Source organism: Jiangella anatolica (genome assembly GCF_003236295.1).
Classification (GTDB): Bacteria; Actinomycetota; Actinomycetes; order Jiangellales; family Jiangellaceae; genus Jiangella; species Jiangella anatolica.
The window spans coordinates 17,277-34,595 of the sequence record NZ_POTW01000074.1; the positions used below are offsets into that span (position 1 = coordinate 17,277).

Annotated in this window: 21 protein-coding genes; 12 read left to right on the top strand and 9 right to left on the bottom strand. The window is 73.4% G+C overall.

Annotated features, from left to right (window positions below):
• Positions 1 to 8: 8 nt before the first annotated feature.
• From C1I92_RS24010 to C1I92_RS24020, 3 genes are read right to left on the bottom strand one after another with little or no spacing between them, the layout of a single operon-like run.
• On the bottom strand, positions 9 to 671 hold the full coding sequence (locus C1I92_RS24010) for a methionine ABC transporter permease (RefSeq protein ID WP_053205471.1): 663 nt from the start codon (positions 669 to 671) through the stop codon (positions 9 to 11).
• Positions 668 to 1,699, bottom strand: coding sequence for a methionine ABC transporter ATP-binding protein (locus C1I92_RS24015; RefSeq protein ID WP_111257170.1), 1,032 nt, complete (start codon positions 1,697 to 1,699; stop codon positions 668 to 670). The genes C1I92_RS24010 and C1I92_RS24015 overlap by 4 nt, the downstream gene beginning before the upstream one ends.
• Positions 1,699 to 2,583, bottom strand: coding sequence for a MetQ/NlpA family ABC transporter substrate-binding protein (locus C1I92_RS24020; protein WP_111257171.1), 885 nt, complete (start codon positions 2,581 to 2,583; stop codon positions 1,699 to 1,701). Before C1I92_RS24020 ends, C1I92_RS24015 begins: the two co-directional genes overlap by 1 nt.
• A 358-nt stretch (positions 2,584 to 2,941) precedes the next feature.
• On the opposite strand from C1I92_RS24020, the gene C1I92_RS24025 reads away from it, so the two are divergent.
• Positions 2,942 to 4,159 (top strand): hypothetical protein, encoded by a 1,218-nt coding sequence (locus C1I92_RS24025; RefSeq protein ID WP_111257172.1) that lies wholly within the window; start codon positions 2,942 to 2,944, stop codon positions 4,157 to 4,159.
• Entirely contained in the window at positions 4,156 to 5,025 is an 870-nt protein-coding gene (locus tag C1I92_RS24030) for an SMP-30/gluconolactonase/LRE family protein (RefSeq protein WP_199521544.1), read from the top strand. Before C1I92_RS24025 ends, C1I92_RS24030 begins: the two co-directional genes overlap by 4 nt.
• A 9-nt stretch (positions 5,026 to 5,034) precedes the next feature.
• Here C1I92_RS24030 and C1I92_RS24035 read toward each other — a convergent pair whose 3' ends face one another.
• The 3 genes from C1I92_RS24035 to C1I92_RS24045 form a co-directional block, all read right to left on the bottom strand.
• Positions 5,035 to 5,238 carry a hypothetical protein gene (locus tag C1I92_RS24035; RefSeq protein WP_111257173.1) on the bottom strand — a complete coding sequence of 68 codons (204 nt, stop codon included), beginning with the start codon at positions 5,236 to 5,238 and terminating at the stop codon, positions 5,035 to 5,037.
• A gap of 68 nt (positions 5,239 to 5,306) precedes the next feature.
• Positions 5,307 to 5,489: a hypothetical protein gene (locus tag C1I92_RS24040; protein ID WP_111257174.1), complete on the bottom strand. Its 183-nt coding sequence runs from the start codon at positions 5,487 to 5,489 to the stop codon at positions 5,307 to 5,309.
• A gap of 93 nt (positions 5,490 to 5,582) precedes the next feature.
• Positions 5,583 to 6,524, bottom strand: coding sequence for a shikimate dehydrogenase (locus C1I92_RS24045; RefSeq protein WP_111257175.1), 942 nt, complete (start codon positions 6,522 to 6,524; stop codon positions 5,583 to 5,585).
• A 40-nt stretch (positions 6,525 to 6,564) separates the two neighbouring features.
• On the opposite strand from C1I92_RS24045, the gene C1I92_RS24050 reads away from it, so the two are divergent.
• The 3 genes from C1I92_RS24050 to C1I92_RS24060 are packed head-to-tail and all read left to right on the top strand — an operon-like array spanning position 6,565 to position 9,143.
• Positions 6,565 to 7,278 (top strand): endonuclease/exonuclease/phosphatase family protein, encoded by a 714-nt coding sequence (locus C1I92_RS24050; RefSeq protein WP_111257176.1) that lies wholly within the window; start codon positions 6,565 to 6,567, stop codon positions 7,276 to 7,278.
• On the top strand, positions 7,275 to 7,787 hold the full coding sequence (locus C1I92_RS24055; protein WP_111257177.1) for a flavoprotein: 513 nt from the start codon (positions 7,275 to 7,277) through the stop codon (positions 7,785 to 7,787). Before C1I92_RS24050 ends, C1I92_RS24055 begins: the two co-directional genes overlap by 4 nt.
• A 48-nt stretch (positions 7,788 to 7,835) precedes the next feature.
• On the top strand, positions 7,836 to 9,143 hold the full coding sequence (locus C1I92_RS24060; protein ID WP_111257178.1) for a hypothetical protein: 1,308 nt from the start codon (positions 7,836 to 7,838) through the stop codon (positions 9,141 to 9,143).
• Here C1I92_RS24060 and C1I92_RS24065 read toward each other — a convergent pair.
• From C1I92_RS24065 to C1I92_RS24075, 3 genes are read right to left on the bottom strand one after another with little or no spacing between them, the layout of a single operon-like run.
• On the bottom strand, positions 9,130 to 9,744 hold the full coding sequence (locus tag C1I92_RS24065) for a hypothetical protein (protein ID WP_111257179.1): 615 nt from the start codon (positions 9,742 to 9,744) through the stop codon (positions 9,130 to 9,132). The genes C1I92_RS24060 and C1I92_RS24065 overlap by 14 nt on opposite strands.
• Positions 9,741 to 10,379 carry a hypothetical protein gene (locus tag C1I92_RS24070; RefSeq protein WP_111257180.1) on the bottom strand — a complete coding sequence of 213 codons (639 nt, stop codon included), beginning with the start codon at positions 10,377 to 10,379 and terminating at the stop codon, positions 9,741 to 9,743. Before C1I92_RS24070 ends, C1I92_RS24065 begins: the two co-directional genes overlap by 4 nt.
• A complete protein-coding gene (locus tag C1I92_RS24075) occupies positions 10,379 to 11,029 on the bottom strand; it encodes a hypothetical protein (RefSeq protein WP_146605263.1) in 651 nt (216 codons plus the stop codon). Before C1I92_RS24075 ends, C1I92_RS24070 begins: the two co-directional genes overlap by 1 nt.
• Positions 11,030 to 11,113: 84 nt before the next feature.
• On the opposite strand from C1I92_RS24075, the gene C1I92_RS24080 reads away from it, so the two are divergent.
• From C1I92_RS24080 to C1I92_RS24110, 7 genes are all read left to right on the top strand, one after another.
• Positions 11,114 to 12,067, top strand: a complete 954-nt coding sequence (locus C1I92_RS24080) for a PfkB family carbohydrate kinase (RefSeq protein ID WP_111257182.1) — start codon at positions 11,114 to 11,116, stop codon at positions 12,065 to 12,067.
• Between the two features lie 46 nt (positions 12,068 to 12,113).
• Positions 12,114 to 12,437: a DMT family transporter gene (locus C1I92_RS24085; RefSeq protein WP_111257183.1), complete on the top strand. Its 324-nt coding sequence runs from the start codon at positions 12,114 to 12,116 to the stop codon at positions 12,435 to 12,437.
• A gap of 1 nt (position 12,438) precedes the next feature.
• Positions 12,439 to 12,984, top strand: coding sequence for a TetR/AcrR family transcriptional regulator (locus C1I92_RS24090; RefSeq protein WP_111257184.1), 546 nt, complete (start codon positions 12,439 to 12,441; stop codon positions 12,982 to 12,984).
• Between the two features lie 406 nt (positions 12,985 to 13,390).
• On the top strand, positions 13,391 to 14,734 hold the full coding sequence (locus tag C1I92_RS24095) for an ABC transporter substrate-binding protein (protein WP_111257185.1): 1,344 nt from the start codon (positions 13,391 to 13,393) through the stop codon (positions 14,732 to 14,734).
• The gene (locus tag C1I92_RS24100) at positions 14,734 to 15,696 is read left to right on the top strand and encodes a carbohydrate ABC transporter permease (RefSeq protein WP_111257186.1); all 963 of its coding nucleotides are present in this window, start codon (positions 14,734 to 14,736) and stop codon (positions 15,694 to 15,696) included. Before C1I92_RS24095 ends, C1I92_RS24100 begins: the two co-directional genes overlap by 1 nt.
• Positions 15,693 to 16,529 (top strand): carbohydrate ABC transporter permease, encoded by an 837-nt coding sequence (locus tag C1I92_RS24105; RefSeq protein ID WP_111257187.1) that lies wholly within the window; start codon positions 15,693 to 15,695, stop codon positions 16,527 to 16,529. The genes C1I92_RS24100 and C1I92_RS24105 overlap by 4 nt, the downstream gene beginning before the upstream one ends.
• On the top strand, positions 16,526 to 17,319 hold a 794-nt coding region (locus C1I92_RS24110), incomplete at its 3' end, for an FGGY family carbohydrate kinase (RefSeq protein ID WP_199521545.1). The genes C1I92_RS24105 and C1I92_RS24110, both read left to right, overlap by 4 nt.

Genomic DNA, 17,319 nt, shown 5'->3' on the forward strand with positions numbered 1-17,319 from the left:
CGCCGGCGTCAGCGGTGCAGCGCCTTGCGGGCCAGCCAGTTCCCGAGCAACTGGGCCAGCTGCACCATGCCGATGATCACCAGCACGGTCACCAGCGTGACCTCCCAGTTGAACCGCTGGTAGCCGTAGACGATGGCGAAGTTGCCCAGCCCGCCGCCGCCCACGTAGCCGGCCAGCGCGGACATGTCGACGATGCCGATCAGCAGGAACGTGTAGCCGAGGATCAGCGGCGCGAGCGCCTCCGGCACCAGCACCGTCACCAGGATCCGCAGCCGTGACGCGCCCATCGCCCGGGCCGCCTCGATCACGCCCGGGTCGGTGGCGACGAGGTTCTGCTCGACGATGCGGGCGGTGACGAACGTCGCCATGATCGCCATCGCGAAGATGACCGCGTCGTTGCCGATGGTGGTGCCGACGACGGCCAGCGTCACCGGACCGACCGCGGTGATGAAGATGATGAACGGGATCGGCCGCACCACGTTCACCGCGACGTTGAGGATCGTGAAGACGACGACGTTCTGCAGCAGGTTGCCGCGCCGCGTCGCATACAGCAGCACGCCCAGCACCAGCCCGAGCGCGCCGCCCACGCCCACCGTCACGCCGACGATGTACAGCGTCTCGCGCACCGACTCCCACAGGATCGGCGACAGCTCCGACCAGTCGCGGTTCATGCCGGCACCCCCGCCGTCCCCAGGTCTTCGACATCCGTGCGCGAGCGCAGGTCGGCCAGCAGCGCGTCGATCGCCGCGTCGGAGCCGGTCAGCTCCAGCGTCAGCGAGCCGAACGGGCGCTCGTCGATCTCGGTGATGCCGCCGAACACGATCGTGCCGTCGACGCCGTGCGCCCGCAGCGCCGCGGTGACGTCGACGCCGGCCTCGCGGATCGTGACGGTGACGATGCGGCCCGGGTGCCGGTGCCGCAGCCGCTCCAGCGCCTCCGGCGTCGGCCGGTCCTTCAAGGTCGTCGCGACGAACCGGCGGGTGGCGCGCTCGCGCGGCGCGGCGAACACGTCGTACACCGGGCCGTGCTCGATGACCTTTCCGTCCTCCATGACGGCGACCCGGTGCGCGAGCGAGCGGATCACGTCCATCTCGTGCGTGATGACGACGACGGTGACGCCCAGCTCGCGGTTGACGCGGCGCAGGAGCGCCAGCACGTCCTGCGTCGTGTCCGGGTCCAGCGCGCTGGTGGCCTCGTCGGCGAGCAGGATCCGTGGCTCGGTCGCGAGCGCCCGGGCGATGCCGACGCGCTGCTTCTGCCCGCCGGACAGCTGCCGCGGGTACGCCTTCGCCTTGTCCGCGATGCCGACGTAGTCCAGCAGCTCGGCGACCCGTGCCGCTCGCTTCGCCTTCGGCCAGCCCGCGACCTTCAGCGGGTACGCGACGTTGCCGGCGACGGTGCGCGAGTTCAGCAGGTTGAACTGCTGGAACACCATGCCGATGCCGGCGCGCACCCGCCGCAGCTGCGACTCGCCGAGTGCGGTGACGTCCTGGCCGTCGACGAGCAGACGGCCGGACGTCACCGGCTCCAGCGCGTTGACCAGCCGGACCAGTGTGCTCTTGCCGGCGCCGGAGTAGCCGATGACGCCGAAGATCTCACCGGCCTGGATGTCCAGCGTCACGCCGTCGACGGCGCGGACGGCCGTGGCGCCGGACCCGAAGACCTTGCCGACGTCCTGGAAGCTGATCAGGGGTGCCATCAGTGCGCGGCGAGGTCCGTCTGGATGCCGTCGAGGATCTCCGACAGCTCATCGGCCGGGTTGTCGGTGAACACCGCCGTCCCGCCGGACGCCGCCGCCGACGCCTCCTCGACCTCGGGCGAGTGGTACAGCTCGACCAGCCGCTGGAACGTCTCGTTGTCGACGTCCTCGGACCGGGCCACCCACACGTTGATGTACGGGCGCGCGCCGGGGGAGTCGGCCTGGTCCTGGTACAGCGCGTCGGCCGGCTCCAGTCCGGCGTCGGCGACGAAGTCGTTGTTGATCACCGACGCGTCGACGCTGTTCAGCGCGGTGGCGGTCTGCTCGGCCGCGACCGGCGTGACGGTGACCCGCGACTCCTCCTCGACGACGTCCGACGGCAGCGACGTCGAGCTGCCGCCGCCCTCGAGCGTGATCAGGCCGGCGTCCTGTAGGACGAGCAGCGCCCGGGCCTGGTTGGTCTCGTCGTTCGGGATGGCGACCTCGCCGCCCTCGGGGATGTCCTCCAGCGACTGGTGCTGCTGCGAGTACAGGCCGAGCGGGTAGATCGCGGTCGCGCCGATCGGCGCCAGGTCGTCGTCGTTCGACACGTTGTACGCGGCCAGGTACTGCAGGTGCTGGAACTGGTTGAGGTCCAGCTGGCCCTGGGACAGCGCCGGGTTGGGCTGCGTGTAGTCGGTGAAGTTCACCAGCTCCACGTCGATGCCCTCCGCGTCGGCCAGCTCGGTGAAGGCGGACCAGTAGTCCTCGCTGGCGCCGACCACGCCGATGCGGATCGGGTCGCCGGACTCGCCGGACGCGGTCTCGGTGTCGCCCCCGCCGCAGGCGGCCAGGACGACGGCGGCTCCGGCGAGTGCGACGGGCAGAAGGATGCGGCGGTTCATGGCGTGCGGGTCTCCTTGATGAGGGGTGTGGTTCGCGCGGGGTGGGCGCGGGGAGCGCGCCGGATCGCGGGCTCGACGGGGTCGCCGGCCGGTTCCGGGGCGGGGGCCTGCCGCTCGAGGTGACGTCAGGACGGCGTCAGCAGCAGCGGCAGCGGCGCATTCGCGGACACATGGACATGCCGCGGCGGGCAGCCGTGGTCATGATCCGGGCGGTGTCGGACGAAGCGCGAGACATGCGTCCATCTTCCCGACTGGACCAATGGTCTCCAAATAGAACGCGATGTGATCTCATATAGTGAACAAAACTCGATCAGAATGTGAGACGAATGACTCCGGGTGCGCTGGCACAATGCGTCCCATGCTGAGTGATCCACCCGACGCTGTCGAGCTCGTGGCGGGCAGCGATGCGATCGTGGCGCAAGGGCCGGACGCCCCGGCCGACGTGGCCGCGGCGGTGACCGCGGCACTCGAGTCACTGAAGGACGCGGCGGCGAACCAGGAGCGGCTGCGCGACCGTCTCCAGGCCTGCGTCTACCTGGCCGTCGCCGTGGCCTGGCTGAGCATCGGGGTGGGGCGCGAGTGGTCGAAGCCGTGGTCGTTGGGCCGGTTGTGGGGCGTCGTGGCTCCGCTGGCCGCGACGGCGTGGGTGGTGGTGGCCGTCGCAACCGTGACGATCGTCGTGCTCGTGGTGGCGCGGGTGCTCCGGCGCCGGCCCGGGCAGTCCACCAGATCGGCCCTCGTCGAGCTGTGGGAGTCCCTCGGGCGCTGGCCGGCGGATCGCCAGGATCAGTGGTTCACGATGTTCGGGCCACTGCTGAATGTCGCGGTGCTTGGTGTCGCGGGCCTGTTGCTGTGGCCCCGTGAGCCGTACGGCGACTGGAATGTCGTCGTGCCGCCGCTGGCGACCCTGGTGGTGCTCGTCGGACTCCTGTTGTTCGCGGAGGCGGTCGTGCTGGCGCGGCACCGTCAGGACCCGAGGGACGGCCTCGTCACCGCCCTCTACCAGACCTATGCGACCGCCGTCGGGGTCGCCATCAGGGCGGACGACCCTGTCGACTGGCGGCAATCGCGCCGCACGCGTGCCGATCTGGCGGGCGGGCTGAACCAGGCCGCGGTCGCCGCCGAACGCGACTTCAAGCGCATCGCACCGCACCGACTCGCCGATGCCCGGCGGCGGGCCGGCGACCTTGGGCAGCGAATCGCGGTCGGCTTCCGGGTGCACGCGAACGCCGTCCTGCTCGGCGGGCGGGATCGGGACGATCGGCTGGCGCCCGCCCTGGCCGCCGGGCTGGTGGCGGCCAGCCGCGGTCAGTGGGAGGAGCTGGCCAGGGCCGAGCCGGCCAGCGCCGCGCCGCGCATCGTCACGTCGATCGTGCGGCGTGTTTTCTTCGCCGCCCTGATCGTCGGCGCCGGCCTGCTGCTGTCAGCGCCGTTCGACGACGCTGGGATGCGGGAGCAGCTGCGCGGCGTCTTCCTCACCGCCGCGCTGCTCCCGCTCATCACTCCGCGCAGCGCGCTCCAGCAACTGGGCGACCAGGTGCGGCAGACGGCGGGTCTGGCATCCTGGCCGGCGTGACGAGCCTCCTCGCCGACGGCGCCGCGCTGGAGCGGCTGCACACCGGGACCGAGTGGGCGGAGGGCCCGGTCTGGCTGCCGCGCACCCGCCGCGTCCGGTGGAGCGACATCCCCAACGACCGCATCCTCGAGTGGGACGCCGCCACCGGCGAGACGACCGTCTACGGCAGCGGCGTCGAGTACACCAACGGCCGCACCCTCGACCTCGACGGCCACGTCGTGCAGTGCTCGCACGGCCGGCGCCGGGTGGAGCGCGACGTCGACGGCGTCGTCACCCCGATCGTCGACGCCGTCGAGGGACGGCGGTTCAACTCGCCGAACGACGTCGTGGTGGCCGGCGACGGCGCGATCTGGTTCACTGACCCGCCGTACGGCATCCACGAGAGCGGCCGCGAGGGTCACCCGGGCGAGCAGGAGTACGGCGGCTGCCACGTCTTCCGCTACGACGAGGCCGGCGGCGAGCTGCGCGCCGTCGTCACCGACATGGCGCACCCGAACGGCCTCGCGTTCTCACCCGACGAGTCGGTGCTGTACGTCGCCGACACCGGCGGGGACGAGCGCGCGATCCGCGCCTACGACGTGGTGGACGGGCGGTGCGGGAACGGCCGGATGCTCGCGACGGTGCGCCCGGGCGCGGCCGACGGCATCCGGGTCGACGAGGAGGGCCGGGTATGGGCGTCCAGCGCCGACTCGGTCCAGGTCTTCACGCCCGGCGGCGAACGGATCGCCGTCGTGCCGATGCCGGAGACCGTCTCGAACCTCTGCTTCGGCGGCGACGACGGCACCGAGCTGTTCATCACCGCCACCACCAGCCTGTACCGGATCCGCACCGCGACGCGGCCGGCGCCGCGGCACAGCGCCGCCTGAGCGGCCGGCTCAGCGGTCGGTCTCGGCCTCGTCCGCCGGCACCTCGGTCGGGACGCCCGGGCGATCCGTCGCGGCGGGGTCGTCGTCCGCGGGCGGCTCGGGGTCGTGCCACTCCTCGGCCCGGCTCGAGCGGTTGCCGCGGATCGTGCCGTCGAGCTCGTGCTCGAGCTGGTCGTCGGCGCGCGGGCCGTGCTTGTCGCTGCCTCGTTCCATCGAGATCCCTCCTGCCCGTCGCGTACCCAGGAGGGGCCGCCGCACGCGGGTGCCGGCGGCGACGCCGGTCAGCCGGCCGGGGTGTCGATCTCGATCAGCGTGGAGTCGCCGCCGTCGGTGGTGCTGTTGAGCAGCAGGACCGACGTGGCGATCATCAGAACCGCCATGACCAGCAGGACGGCGAGCTTGGCCGGTGACCCGGACTCGATGAGCCAGCGGCGCAGCGGCGCCAGAGCGTGGCGGTCGGACATCGTCGTCCTCTCGTCATGGGGCAGCGTCATTCCGACCGTATGTGACAAGGACCCTGACTGGCCAGCCAAATCCGTAGATCTGGAAGAAACCGCTCACTTCCGGCCGTATGCCTCGCCGAGCTCCGCCAGTAGGCCGGCGGTCAGCGGGCGTCCGGCGATCGCCGTCAGCGCCGCGCCCCACCCGGCCACGAAGTAGTCCCATCCGTCGACGGCGGCCACGCCCGAAGCGCGGGCGTCGGCGAGGAACGTCAGGTCGCCGCGGTAGTTGAAGTCCCAGGCCGTCGCGGTGGCGGGGAGGACGGCGCCGGGCGGCAGCGGCGAGCCGGGCCGGTCCTTGCCCAGCCCGGTCGCGTTGACGACGAGCGCGCGGGGCGGGATCGGCGCCGGCGTGCGGGCGTCGAGGAGGGTGAGCCGGTCGGTGACGCCGCAGCGCTCGGCGGTCGTGCGCAGGGCGGCCAGCGCCGCCTCGTCGGTGTCGAGGACGGTGACGCGGTGACGTCCGCCCCGCACCGGCGCGCCCGCGGCCAGCGTCGCCTCGACGTCCAGCGTGAGCGCCAGCAGCAGCGCCGTCCCGGCCCCGCCGGCCCCGTACACGACGACGTCGCCGGGTGCGGGCCGGTCGCGCAGGACGGCGGCGAGGGCCAGCGGGTCCCGTGCGTGCGCGTCGACGCCGTCGCCGGCGCGGACCAGCGTGTTCACCTCGTGCATCAAGGTCGTCAGCGCGTCGGTACGGCGGAACCTCCCTGTCGCCGCGCGGTGCAGGCGCAGCTTGTGGCTGGTGACGACCGCCCCGGCGACGCGCGGGTTGGCGGCGATCGCCTCGACCAGCTCGACATAGGCCGGCGCGGGCGTCGTCGGCGGGAGGTCGAGGCCGCGCAGCGTCCAGTCCGGCCGGCTCAGCGTCGCGGCCCAGGCGGGAAACGCGTCGTGGCTGCGCGACCCGCCCGTCGCGACGCCGACGAACACCACCAGCTCGCCCGGCCCGGCCCAGCGCCGCACTCCGCCGACGTCGATCAGCCGGTCATCGTGCGTCATGCCGCCAACCTACGGCCCGGCTGGGCTAGCGTGACGAGCCATGCCGGTCACCCGGATCCTGCACTGGAACATCCACTCCTGGCGCGACGACGCCGGCGTCCCGAACGTGGACACCGTCGCCGCCCTCGTCGAGGAGACCGATCCCGACGTCGTCTCGCTCGTCGAGGTCGACGAGCCCTGGCCGCGGCCGACGAGGCTGGCCGGGCTGGCCGAGCGGCTCGGCTACACCTGGCTCTTCCCGCCCACCGTCCACTACGGCGACGAGGCCGGCCCGCGCGGCGGCTACGGGAACGCGCTGCTGGTCAGGGCGCCGATCCTGGCGCTGCAGCAGTGGCAGCTGCGGTGGCCGCCGCGGCTCTACGACGGCACGGAGTCGTCGGAGGCGCGGACGATCGTGCTGGCCAAGCTCGACCCGGGGGTCTGGGTCGGCAGCACGCACCTGCCGAGCCGGTCCGAGCCGGCCCGCTCGGCCGCGCTGGCCCGGCTGCTGGCGCTCACCGGCGAGCTGGACGCGCCGTGGCTGATCTGCGGCGACTTCAACACCTCGCCGGCCGGCTGGATCCCGGTCGACGGCTCGGTGCAGGTGCGCCCCTGGCCGCCGGAGCCGTCCTACCCGACGCGGTCGCCGGCCAAGCCCATCGACTACGTCCTCGCCTCGCCGTCGCTGCCGCTCACCGCCGCCGTCCTCGGCCGGGCCGGGTCGGACCACCTGCCGCTGCTCGTGGAGCTCGCCGGTACCGGTCCGACGGGATGATCGCCCTCGTCGTGACCGGCGCGCCGCTGACCCGGCACGTCCACCGCGGGGTCGCGCTGGCCCGCGCCGGCGGCCGGCCCGTCGCCGTCATCGCGACCGCCGCCGCCGGCTCCTGGCTCGACCACGACGAGCTGGCCCGGCTCGACGTGCCGGTGCTGGACACGCACCGGCCGCCCGGCACGCCCAAGCGGCTGCCGCCCCCGGACGCCGTCGTGCTGGCGCCGGGCACGTTCAACACGATCAACAAGCTGGCCGCCGGGATCGCCGACACCTACGCGCTCAGCGTCCTCTGCGAGGCTCTCGCGACCCGCCACCCCATGGCCGTCGTGCCGTTCGTGAGCCGGTCGCTGGCCGGGCATCCGGCGTGGCCGCGCTCGCTGGCGACACTGGCGGAGGCCGGCGCCCGCCTGGTCGATCCACGCACCGGCGGACCGTGGTCCGGCGATCCGCTCGAGCCCGGCACCGGCGACACGGTCGCGGCCGCGTTCGACTGGCGGTGGGTGCTGTGAGCCCGCAGCCACTATTCTGTCGTCCGCTATGACCATGGATGACCTGCGATGACCGTGACCCAGGCGGGGGCCCGGCCGGGACTGGGCCGGACGCTGCGTTCCGCCGGCGCCGACCTGTTCGTCGTCGTGGGGCGGGCGGGGCGGTTGCTGGTACGGCACTGGCCGGTGCTGCTGGCCATCCTGTTCGCCGGCGAGGCCGGCCGGTACGCCGCGCTGTGGGCGGCGGTGGAGATCAGCGACCACAACAGCACGCTCGGCGTCCTCGTCCTGGTGCTCGGCCCGCTCGCGGCCGTGTCCGCGCTGATCGCGGCCCTCTACGCGCTGCGCCACTCCCTCCCGTCCCTGCAGGCGACCGCGGACGAGGCGACGGCGGACGAGGGAGCGGACGAGAAGCGCCCCACCAGCGTTGTCACCGTGCTCGGCAGCGTCATGATCCCGTTCCTCGCCATCTACGCCTCCTACGGCTACCTCTCCGAGGACGTCTTCCGGTTCGTGAACACCGCCGTCGCCGACGAGCTGTTCAACAACCCCGACCTGCTGCTGGGCACCGGCGAGGCCGACCCGAACCGGACCGCGCTGGCGACCGGCTGGCTGGCGATGGCGCTGGTGGCGATCGCGATCGTGCTGCGGTACGGCCTCACCGTCCTCGCCCAGCGCAAGCCGATGCGGTGGATCCCCTGGGTCGCCGCCTACGTCGAGGTGCTGTGGCTGGTCACGCTGGCCCGCATGCTCGTGAGCCACCAGGACGCCGCCATCCGGTGGGTGTCCGAGCGCCCGGCGGTCGAGGCGCTGGCAGACTGGTGGCGGACGGTGATCGACTTCTTCGGGCCGGTCGGCAGCGCAATCGACGCGGGCAGCCGGTGGCTGCTGGAGCTGCTCGGCCAGGCCGACGCGCTGCTGGTCATCCCGGTGGCGTGGCTGACGGTCGGCGCGGTGGTCTACGGGCAGCAGCTGCGCGACCCGGAGCGGCGGACGGCGTCGCACCGGCGGCCGCGCGGCGGACTGGTCCGCCGTATGCACGCACCGGCCCGGCAGGTCGGCAACGAGCTCACCGGCGGCCTCGGCGACCGGTTCGGCGCGCTGGCCGGCGGCCTGCGCCGCCTCGCCGTCGCCGGCCTGGCGCCGATGCTGCTGTTCGCGCTCGCGTTCGTCGTGGCGCAGCGGCTGGAGTACGCCGTCGACCTGCTGTGGCGGGAGCTGATCGGGCCGCTGCCACTGGGCGCCTACCTGGCCTTCGGCCCGCACACGTCGATGGTGTCGCACGTGATCGGCACGGTCGCCGTGGTGTGCCTGCTCGGCGCCGCCATCGACCGCGTCCTCGACCGCGGGACGCGCGACACGATCAGCCTGCGCTGATCAGCAGCCCGTCCGGCGGACCCCAGCTGAGCAGCACCTGCGTCACCTCGACCCCCTCGGGCAGTAGGACGACGGGGCTGACGGCCCACTCGTCGGGGCGGCGCGGGCCGGTGTCGGGGTCCAGGCCCTCGAACAGGTCCAGCTCCGGGCCGCGCGCGTCCGGCGGCACGCACGGCGACGTCGCCTGGCTGATCGACGGCGACGAGGACTGGTACTCGTACTCGGTCCCGTCCGCGTCGCGCAGCACCAGCGAGCAGCCGGCCAGCGGCACGTCCGGCGCGGCGGCGAGGGTGAGGTCGACGGCGACGGCCTGGACACCGTCGGGCAGCTCCAACGGATCCTCCGAGCCGAACGGCGCCGACGCCGTGCGCACCTCGTCGAGGCGCACCCGCACGGTGAACGGCACGTCGCCGGTCCGGTCGTACTGCGACGCGGAGAACTCCACCCACTCGCCGCGGGAGCCGTCGGCGAGGTCGCGCGGCTTCTCCAGCCACCAGTAGTCCTCGACGCGGTACGAGCTGGCCGCCAGCGCCGCGGCCGCCGCCACCGGGAGCGCCACCAGCCCCCAGCGGTTGCGCCGCCACCAGCCCGGCGCGCTCACGGCGCGGTCCCGTCGGCGGGGTCCTCGACAGGCAGGGGCTCCTCGGCGGCCGCCCACGCCTCCGCGTCGTCGGACGTGAGCCCGAGATCGACGACGGCGATGTCGTCGCGGCGGTGGTTCTCCGGGTTCTGCTCCATCGTGACCAGCAGCTCCGCGCCGGCGACGGCGTCGACCGGCACCTCGATCGCGGCCGTCACGCGGCGGGGGATGCCCGGCTGGGCGGCCCCGCCGGAGCTGTACGGGTTGCGCTCGACGCTGGTGCGGAACACCCGCCCCTCGGTGTCGCGGATCGCCACGTACGACGGGATCTGCGGCTCGCCGGCGGCCGTGTAGGTCCAGCCGACGACGACGTACACGCCGCTGGTCACGTGGACGGCGCCGTAGGGGTCCGCGATCCGCGTCGACCCCTCGACCGACGTCACCTCGACCTCGCCCCAGCGCAGCGCGATCTCGTCGCCGACGCCGCCGGTCCGCTCGAACGGCGCCGAGGCGTCCTCCGAGACCGGCAGCAGCTCCTGAACCGCGCGCCCGGTCGCGAGCGCGGCCACCAGCAGGACGGCGAACGCGGCCCGCCGTGGCAACCGGCCGAACCGGCTCGGCGGCTCCGCCCGCACGACCCGCCGGGCGCCGCCCATCAGGAGTCCTCCGCGGACGGCGCCGTCACCTCGAGGTCGCCGGCCACGATCGGGGCCGGGTCCAGCCACTCCATCGTGTGGTCGATCGAGCTCTCCCGCAGCGTCCGCCCGACCAGCACCAGCCGCGCCGACTCGGGCACGTCCGCCCGGCTGTCCTGCTCCCAGACCAGCGCGACCTCGTACTCCAGTCCCGGCTGGACGGCGTCCAGCCGGGTCCCGTCGGCCATGACGTAGACGTCGCCGGCCGGCACCGGCCCGTCCTCGGCGCCGCCGCCGGCCGGCACGCCGGGCACGCCGTCCAGCGCGACGCTCCCGGACAGCATCGAGCCGTACTCCGTGGTCGTCCCCGTCGCCGTGACGGTCGCGACCAGCGCCAGCACCCGCGTCTCGTCGTCGCCCTCGGAGATGCCGGGCAGCTCGTCGACGACGCGCAGCCGCTCGGGCGTGATGGTGACCGGGCCGAGGTCGACCGTCTCGCCGGCGGTCAGCGGCGGGACCTCGGGCGCCGCCGCATCCGCCAGCGGGTCGAAGCCGCCGGCCACGAGCACGGCCAGGCCCACCGCGCCCAGCGCGCTCCCCGCCAGCGCCAGGTGCTGACGCGAGGCGCTCAGGGCCACGCGTCGCAGCCGGCCCCCCGAGTCCGACATCACGGACCAGAGTGTAAGGCCGCCGGCCGCCGGGGGCCGCGCAACGCCTTGACACTCCGGCCGGGCGGGCGGCAGTCTGCGGGGATCATGACCGTGCCCGACGATCGCGCCGCGGAGATCGCGATCGTCGTCGGCGAGGCGCTCACCGACGTCATCGTCGAGCGCGACGGCGCCGAGGCCCGGCACCCGGGCGGCAGCCCCGCCAACGTCGCCTACGGGCTCGGACGGCTCGGCCGGGCGGCGACGCTGGTCACCGAGCTGGGCGACGACGCGGACGGCGCCGCGATCCGGGCCCACCTGGCCTCCGCCGGCGTCGACGTGCTGACCGGCGGGCCGGCCGCGTCCGCCGCCCGGACGTCGTCGGCGATCGCCCGGCTGGGCGCCGACGGCTCGGCCGAGTACGAGTTCGACCTCACCTGGGCGCTGCCGCCGGGCCTGCCGCTGCCGCCGTCGCCGCTGGTGCTGCACACCGGCTCGCTGGCGACGACGGTCGAGCCCGGCGCCGCCGCCGTCGCCCGGCTGATCGACGACGTCCGGCCGACCGGCACCATCAGCTACGACCCGAACATCCGGCCGGACCTCATGGGCCCGGCCGGGCCGGAACTGCGCGGCCGGATCGAGGCGCTGGCCGCCGTCAGCGACGTCGTCAAGGCCAGCGACCAGGACACGGCCTACCTCGTGCCCGGCAGCGACCCGCTCGACGTCGCCCGCGACTGGCTCCGGCTCGGCCCGGCGCTGGTCGTCGTCACGCTCGGCGGGGCCGGCGCCGTCGCCGTCTGCGCCGCGGGGGTCGTGCGGGTGCCGGCCGTGGAGGTGACCGTCGCGGACACCGTCGGCGCCGGCGACTCGTTCACCGCCGGGCTGCTCGACGGGCTCTGGGACGAAGGCCTGCTCGGCGCCGCGGCCCGGCCGCTGCTGCGCGCCGCGGGCACGGACATCGTCGAGCGTGTCGTCCGCCGGGCGTCGCTGGCCGCCGCCGTCACCGTCTCCCGGGCCGGCGCCAACCCGCCCACCCGCGCCGAGCTCGACGCGCTACGATAATTACTGGACAATCGTCCAGATAGTTTTTCGTGAGTGAGGCGGGACCATGACCTGGGTGTTCCTGACGCTGGCCATCGCGGCCGAGGTGACGGCGACGATCGCGCTGCGGTTCTCCGAAGGGTTCACCAAGCTCGTGCCGAGCATCGTGCTGGTGGCGGGGTATCTCCTCGCGTTCACGATGCTGTCGCTCGCGCTGGAGCGCGGCATGCGCATCGGCGTGGCGTACGGCGTGTGGGCGGCGGCGGGCGTCGCCCTGGTGGCGCTGATCGGCGCCGCGTTCCTCAGCGAGCCGCTGACGACGGTGCAGGTGGGCGGCATCGCGTTGATCATCGGCGGGGTGCTGGCGCTGGAACTGGGCGGCGCGCACTGACGTGGCGGAGACGACGGACGGACGGCGCTCGCGCGGGCAGCAGACCCGGCGGCGGCTGCTCGACGCGGCCATCCGGGTGGTCGGCCGGGACGGCCCGGCAGGGGTGACGCATCGCTCCGTCGCGGCCGCGGCCGGAGTGACGAAGTCGCTGGCCACGTACCACTTCGCCACCATCGAGGAGCTGCTGACGGCGGCGCTGGCCGAGTGCACCGAGGAGTACGCGGCGCGGCTGGCCGCGGAGCTCCCGCCGGACGCCGCACCGGCCGACCTCGCCCGCTACCTGGCCGCGTCGTTCGAGCAGGACCGGCCGGCCTGGCTGGCGTCCTACGAGCTGCTGCTGTACGCCGTGCGCCGGCCGGAGCTGCGCGAGGCCGCGCTCACCTGGTCGCGGTGGACCGCGTCGGTGGCCCGCCGCTACACCGACGACCCGGCCGCGGTCGACGCGTTCGTCGGCGCCGTCGACGGCGTCGGCCTGCTGGCGCTGCTCTCCGACGACCCGCTCGACGTGGAGCGGCTGGTGCGGCTGTTCGAGCGGCTGCTGGGCTGACGACACCCCGCCGCCGTCTCGCATGGTGAGAGCCGGGTCACAGTAACGGAACTGTAACCGGGGCGTCCCGGGCCGGCCGGCGGTGCGACGGTGGAACCGGGCCGGTCCCGGACAGCGGCTCCGCCCAGCTGTGTCAGCGGGCCGTCGCGGCTCGTACGCGGCGGCGCAACCGCTGGACGACGGCCCGGGCGTGTCAGACACGAGCCGCGGCGTTGTCAGCGACCGGACAACACGAGCGGCGACAGCGGACAGCCGCTGTCCGCCCGGCCCGCCGCCGCATCGGACGACACCGCGCCGGACGGCCCGCCGAACCGCCACCGGCCGCGTTGACACTGGTCAGCGGCCCGGCCTCTACTGGCGCCAGCCCCGGCAGTTCCAGAGCCGACCCACCGAGAGGACGGAAGCAATGACGCTCCCCACCACGGCCCGCCGCGGCATCCAGGCCGGCCTGGCGCTCTGTCTGGGCGCCACGATGGCCGCCTGCGCCGGCAGCGCCGACCCCGAGGAGTCCGCCGACGGCGGCAGCGGCGACGGGCAGACCGTCTCGTTCCGCTCCTGGAGCCCGATCGAGCAGACGACCCGGCAGATGATCGACTCGTTCACCGAGGCCAACCCGGACGTCACGATCGACTCGACGATCTTCAACTACCCGGAGTACCTGGTCGACCTGCAGACGCGGGCGTCGTCCGGGACGATGCCGGACATCGTCGGGCTGCAGCCGGGCGCGCTGACCCAGCAGTACCGCGAGAAGCTGATGCCGCTGGAGGAGTGCGCCGCCCGGGTCTGGGGCGATGACTGGGAGAGCAAGTTCCACCCGGTCGGCCTCGAGCAGGCCCGGATGGGCAACCCCGAGGGCGACGAGCACTACTACGCGCTGCCGCTGCTGGTGCAGACGGTGAACCTGTGGGCCAACTCCGAGCTCCTCGACGCGGCCGGGGTCGAGCCGCCGGCCACCTGGGACGACCTCAAGGCGGCCGTCGCCACGCTCGGCGACGCCGGCGACGCGGCCCCGTTCCTGCTGCCGGCGAAGGACGGCTGGCTGCGCAACGTCGTGTTCCTGCAGATCGCCAACAACCTCGAGCCGGGCCGCGTCTACCAGGCCGAGAACGGCGAGGTCCCGTGGACCGACGCGCGCATCGTCGAGGCGTTCGACTACTGGAGCCGCCTGTTCACCGAGGGCATCGCCCAGGACGGCGCGCTGGCGCTGGACTCCTACCCGAACGGCGTCAACCAGTTCGAGGCCGGCAACGCCGCGATGATCCCGCTCGGCGCCTGGTGGATCCAGCAGTCCGACCCGTCGAAGACCGAGATCCCGCCGCTGTCCGACGGCATGTCCGGCTACGAGCCGTTCCTCTTCCCGACGCTGCCCGGCGGCGCGCCGGAGTCCCAGCTGGTCGGCGGCATCGACGTCGCGCTGGGCATCTCCACCGACGCCGCCAACCCGGACCTGGCCTGCGACGTGCTCACCGACTGGATCGCCGGCGACGGCGCCCAGGTGCTGATCAACACGTTCAACGACCTGCCCGCGGTGACCGGGCTGGACCCGGAGGAGTTCACCAGCGACAAGCAGGAGCAGATCTGGACCCAGCTCACGCAGGACTGGATGCCCGAGGTGCAGTGGTCGCGGTACTTCGAGAGCCCGCAGATCGACACCGCGGTCGCCGACGCGCTCGCCGGCGTCGCCGCCGGTCAGCTCACCCCGCAGCAGGCCGCCGAGTCGGTCCAGGCCGTGCAGGATCAGCAGGGCTGATGGCCGCGTCCACCTCCGACGTCCCGGTGACCCACGCCCCCCGGGTCACCGGGACCCGGCCGCGCCGTCCGGCCCGCCGGTTGACCCGCGAGCGGCTGGTCGCGCTGGGCTTCATCGCGCCGGCGGTCGTGCTGTTCGCCGTGTTCATCGTCTACCCGATCGTCTTCAACGTGCAGTCCAGCCTGCTCGACTGGGACGGCGTCAGCGCCGGCACCCCGGTCGGCCTGGACAACTACCGCGACCTGTTCGCCGACCCGACCTTCCACACGACGCTGCGGAACTCGGCGTACTGGATCGTGCTGACGATCGTCCCGCAGGCCGCGCTCGGCTTCGCGCTGGCCTGGCTGCTCAACACCCGGCTGCGCGGCCGGACGGTGTACCGGACGCTGTTCTTCCTGCCGGCGGTGCTGTCGCCGGTCGTCGTGGGCATCGTGTGGCAGCGGCTGCTGGACCCGTTCAACGGCGTGCTCGCCCAGCTCGGCCGGCTCACCGGCATCGACGTGCTGACGCGCTCCTACCTGTCCGACCCGTCGACGGCGATCTTCGCGGTGATCGTGGTGAACGTCTGGATGTGGACCGGGTTCTCGATGCTCTTCTACCTCGCCGGGCTGCAGCTGGTCGACCACAGCGTCGTCGAGGCGGCCCGGATCGACGGCGCCACCGGCTGGCAGCTGATCCGCCGGATCGTGCTGCCGCTGCTCAAGCCGACCCACCTCGCGCTGCTGCTGCTCGGCATCATCGGCTCGCTGAAGACCTTCGAGCTGGTGTGGGTGCTCACCGAGGGCGGGCCCAACCACGCGTCGGAGCTGATGCCGACGTACCTGTTCAAGCAGGCGTTCCAGCTGCAGTCGTTCGGCTACGGCGCCACCATCGCCGTCGTCCTGCTGGTCGTCGCGGTCGGCTCGTCGCTGGCGATGCTGCGCACGTTCGGCTCCGGATTCATCACGGGGGACCGCTCATGAGACGCCGCATCAGGGACGTGGACGCGCCGCCGCGCTGGGCGCACTGGGTGCTCGGCCCGCTCGCGGTGCTGTGGATGATCCCCGTCGTCATGGTCATCGGCATCTCGCTGCTGCCGACGTCGAACCCCTCGACGACCGGGCTCGGGCTCGTGCCCGAGGAGCCGACGCTGCGCAACTACGTGACCATCTTCGAGACCAACCCGATCGCCCGGCACCTGGTGAACAGCCTGCTGGTGTCGGTGCCGTCGATCGTGCTGGTGCTGCTGCTCGGGTCGATGACGGCGTTCGCCCTGGCCCGGCTGCGGGTGCCGTTCAAGGGCGTGGTGTTCGTCGGTCTCATCCTGGCGCTGGTGCTGCCGATGGCCGGCGTCGTCACGGCGATGTTCAAGATCCTGCAGGGGCTCGGGCTCTACGACAACCTGCTCGGCCTCGTGCTCGCCTACACCGCGCTGGGGCTGCCGTTCGCCGTCATCATGATCCGCACCACCTACCTCGCCATTCCGGACGAGACGTACGAGGCGGCGCTGGTGGACGGCTCGTCGACGTGGACGATCTTCTGGCGGATCTACTTCCCGCTGGGCAAGGCGGCGGCCGCGGTCGTCGTCGTGTGGCAGCTGATGATGAGCTGGAACGACTTCCTGCTGCCGCTGGTCGCGATCGGCGACAACGACCTCAAGCCGCTCACGCTGGTGCCGCTGGCCTACCGCGGCATCTACCTGAGTCAGCCCGGCGCGCTGTTCGCCGTGCTGGTGCTGATCTCCGTGCCGATCGTGCTGGTGTACCTGTCGGTGCAGCGCTACCTGGTCAACGGACTGGCGGGGTCGGTCAAGTGAGCTTCCTGGGCATCGATCTCGGCACGACGGGTTCGCGGGTCGCGGCCTACGATGCGGACGGGCACGAGCTCGCGGCGCGGTCGCAGCGCACCGCCGTCGTGCGGCCGGCGCACGGACGCGCGGAGATCGACGCCGACGCCGTCCGGGCCGCCGTGGTCCGGCTGGTCGGCGAGGTCGTCGCGGACCCGGCCGTCGTCGCCGACCCGGTCGAGGCGCTGTCGTTCTCGACACTGGGCGAGGCGATCGTGCCGGTCGGCCCGGACGGCGCCGCGCTCGGCCCGGCGCCGCTGAGCATGGACCTGCGCGGGACGGCGTCGGCGGAGAAGCTGGCCGCCGCGCTCGGCGCTGACCATGTCCAGCAGCTCACCGGCCAGCCGCTGCACCCGATGTTCTCGGTGCACAAGATCCGCGAGCTGCTGCCCGGCGGCGCGCTGCCGGCGGCGGTGCGGACGGTCGACGACCACGTGGCCGGCTGGTTCGGCGCGGCGCCGGCGATCGACCTGACGATGGCGGCCCGGACCGGCGCGTTCGACGTCGACGCCGGGCGCTGGTCCGACGAGATCCTCGGCGCGCTGGGCGTGCCGGGGGCGCTGCTGTCCGAGCCGGTCATGGCAGGCACGGCGATCGGCGTCGTCTCGGCGGACGCCTCCGCCGCGACCGGGCTGCGTCGCGGTGTGCCGATCGTCGCCGGGACGCACGACCAGGCGGCCGCGTTCCTCGGTGGCGGTGGGCGGGCGGGGGAGCGGTCGGTGTTCTCCTTCGGCTCCAGCGACTGCCTCACCGTCGGGAC

Excerpts from the sequence above, each read along its gene's own strand:
- C1I92_RS24100 (WP_111257186.1), top strand. The coding sequence starts at position 14,734 with ATGGCCGCGTCCACCTCCGACGTCCCGGTGACCCACGCCCCCCGGGTC.
- C1I92_RS24060 (WP_111257178.1), top strand. The coding sequence starts at position 7,836 with ATGACCGTGACCCAGGCGGGGGCCCGGCCGGGACTGGGCCGGACGCTG.
- C1I92_RS24015 (WP_111257170.1), bottom strand. The coding sequence starts at position 1,699 with ATGGCACCCCTGATCAGCTTCCAGGACGTCGGCAAGGTCTTCGGGTCC.
- C1I92_RS24045 (WP_111257175.1), bottom strand. The coding sequence starts at position 6,524 with ATGACGCACGATGACCGGCTGATCGACGTCGGCGGAGTGCGGCGCTGG.
- C1I92_RS24055 (WP_111257177.1), top strand. The coding sequence starts at position 7,275 with ATGATCGCCCTCGTCGTGACCGGCGCGCCGCTGACCCGGCACGTCCAC.
- C1I92_RS24050 (WP_111257176.1), top strand. The coding sequence starts at position 6,565 with ATGCCGGTCACCCGGATCCTGCACTGGAACATCCACTCCTGGCGCGAC.
- C1I92_RS24070 (WP_111257180.1), bottom strand. The coding sequence starts at position 10,379 with ATGGGCGGCGCCCGGCGGGTCGTGCGGGCGGAGCCGCCGAGCCGGTTC.
- C1I92_RS24010 (WP_053205471.1), bottom strand. The coding sequence starts at position 671 with ATGAACCGCGACTGGTCGGAGCTGTCGCCGATCCTGTGGGAGTCGGTG.
- C1I92_RS24025 (WP_111257172.1), top strand. The coding sequence starts at position 2,942 with ATGCTGAGTGATCCACCCGACGCTGTCGAGCTCGTGGCGGGCAGCGAT.
- C1I92_RS24085 (WP_111257183.1), top strand. The coding sequence starts at position 12,114 with ATGACCTGGGTGTTCCTGACGCTGGCCATCGCGGCCGAGGTGACGGCG.
- C1I92_RS24035 (WP_111257173.1), bottom strand. The coding sequence starts at position 5,238 with ATGGAACGAGGCAGCGACAAGCACGGCCCGCGCGCCGACGACCAGCTC.
- C1I92_RS24040 (WP_111257174.1), bottom strand. The coding sequence starts at position 5,489 with ATGTCCGACCGCCACGCTCTGGCGCCGCTGCGCCGCTGGCTCATCGAG.
- C1I92_RS24020 (WP_111257171.1), bottom strand. The coding sequence starts at position 2,583 with ATGAACCGCCGCATCCTTCTGCCCGTCGCACTCGCCGGAGCCGCCGTC.
- C1I92_RS24095 (WP_111257185.1), top strand. The coding sequence starts at position 13,391 with ATGACGCTCCCCACCACGGCCCGCCGCGGCATCCAGGCCGGCCTGGCG.
- C1I92_RS24080 (WP_111257182.1), top strand. The coding sequence starts at position 11,114 with ATGACCGTGCCCGACGATCGCGCCGCGGAGATCGCGATCGTCGTCGGC.
- C1I92_RS24105 (WP_111257187.1), top strand. The coding sequence starts at position 15,693 with ATGAGACGCCGCATCAGGGACGTGGACGCGCCGCCGCGCTGGGCGCAC.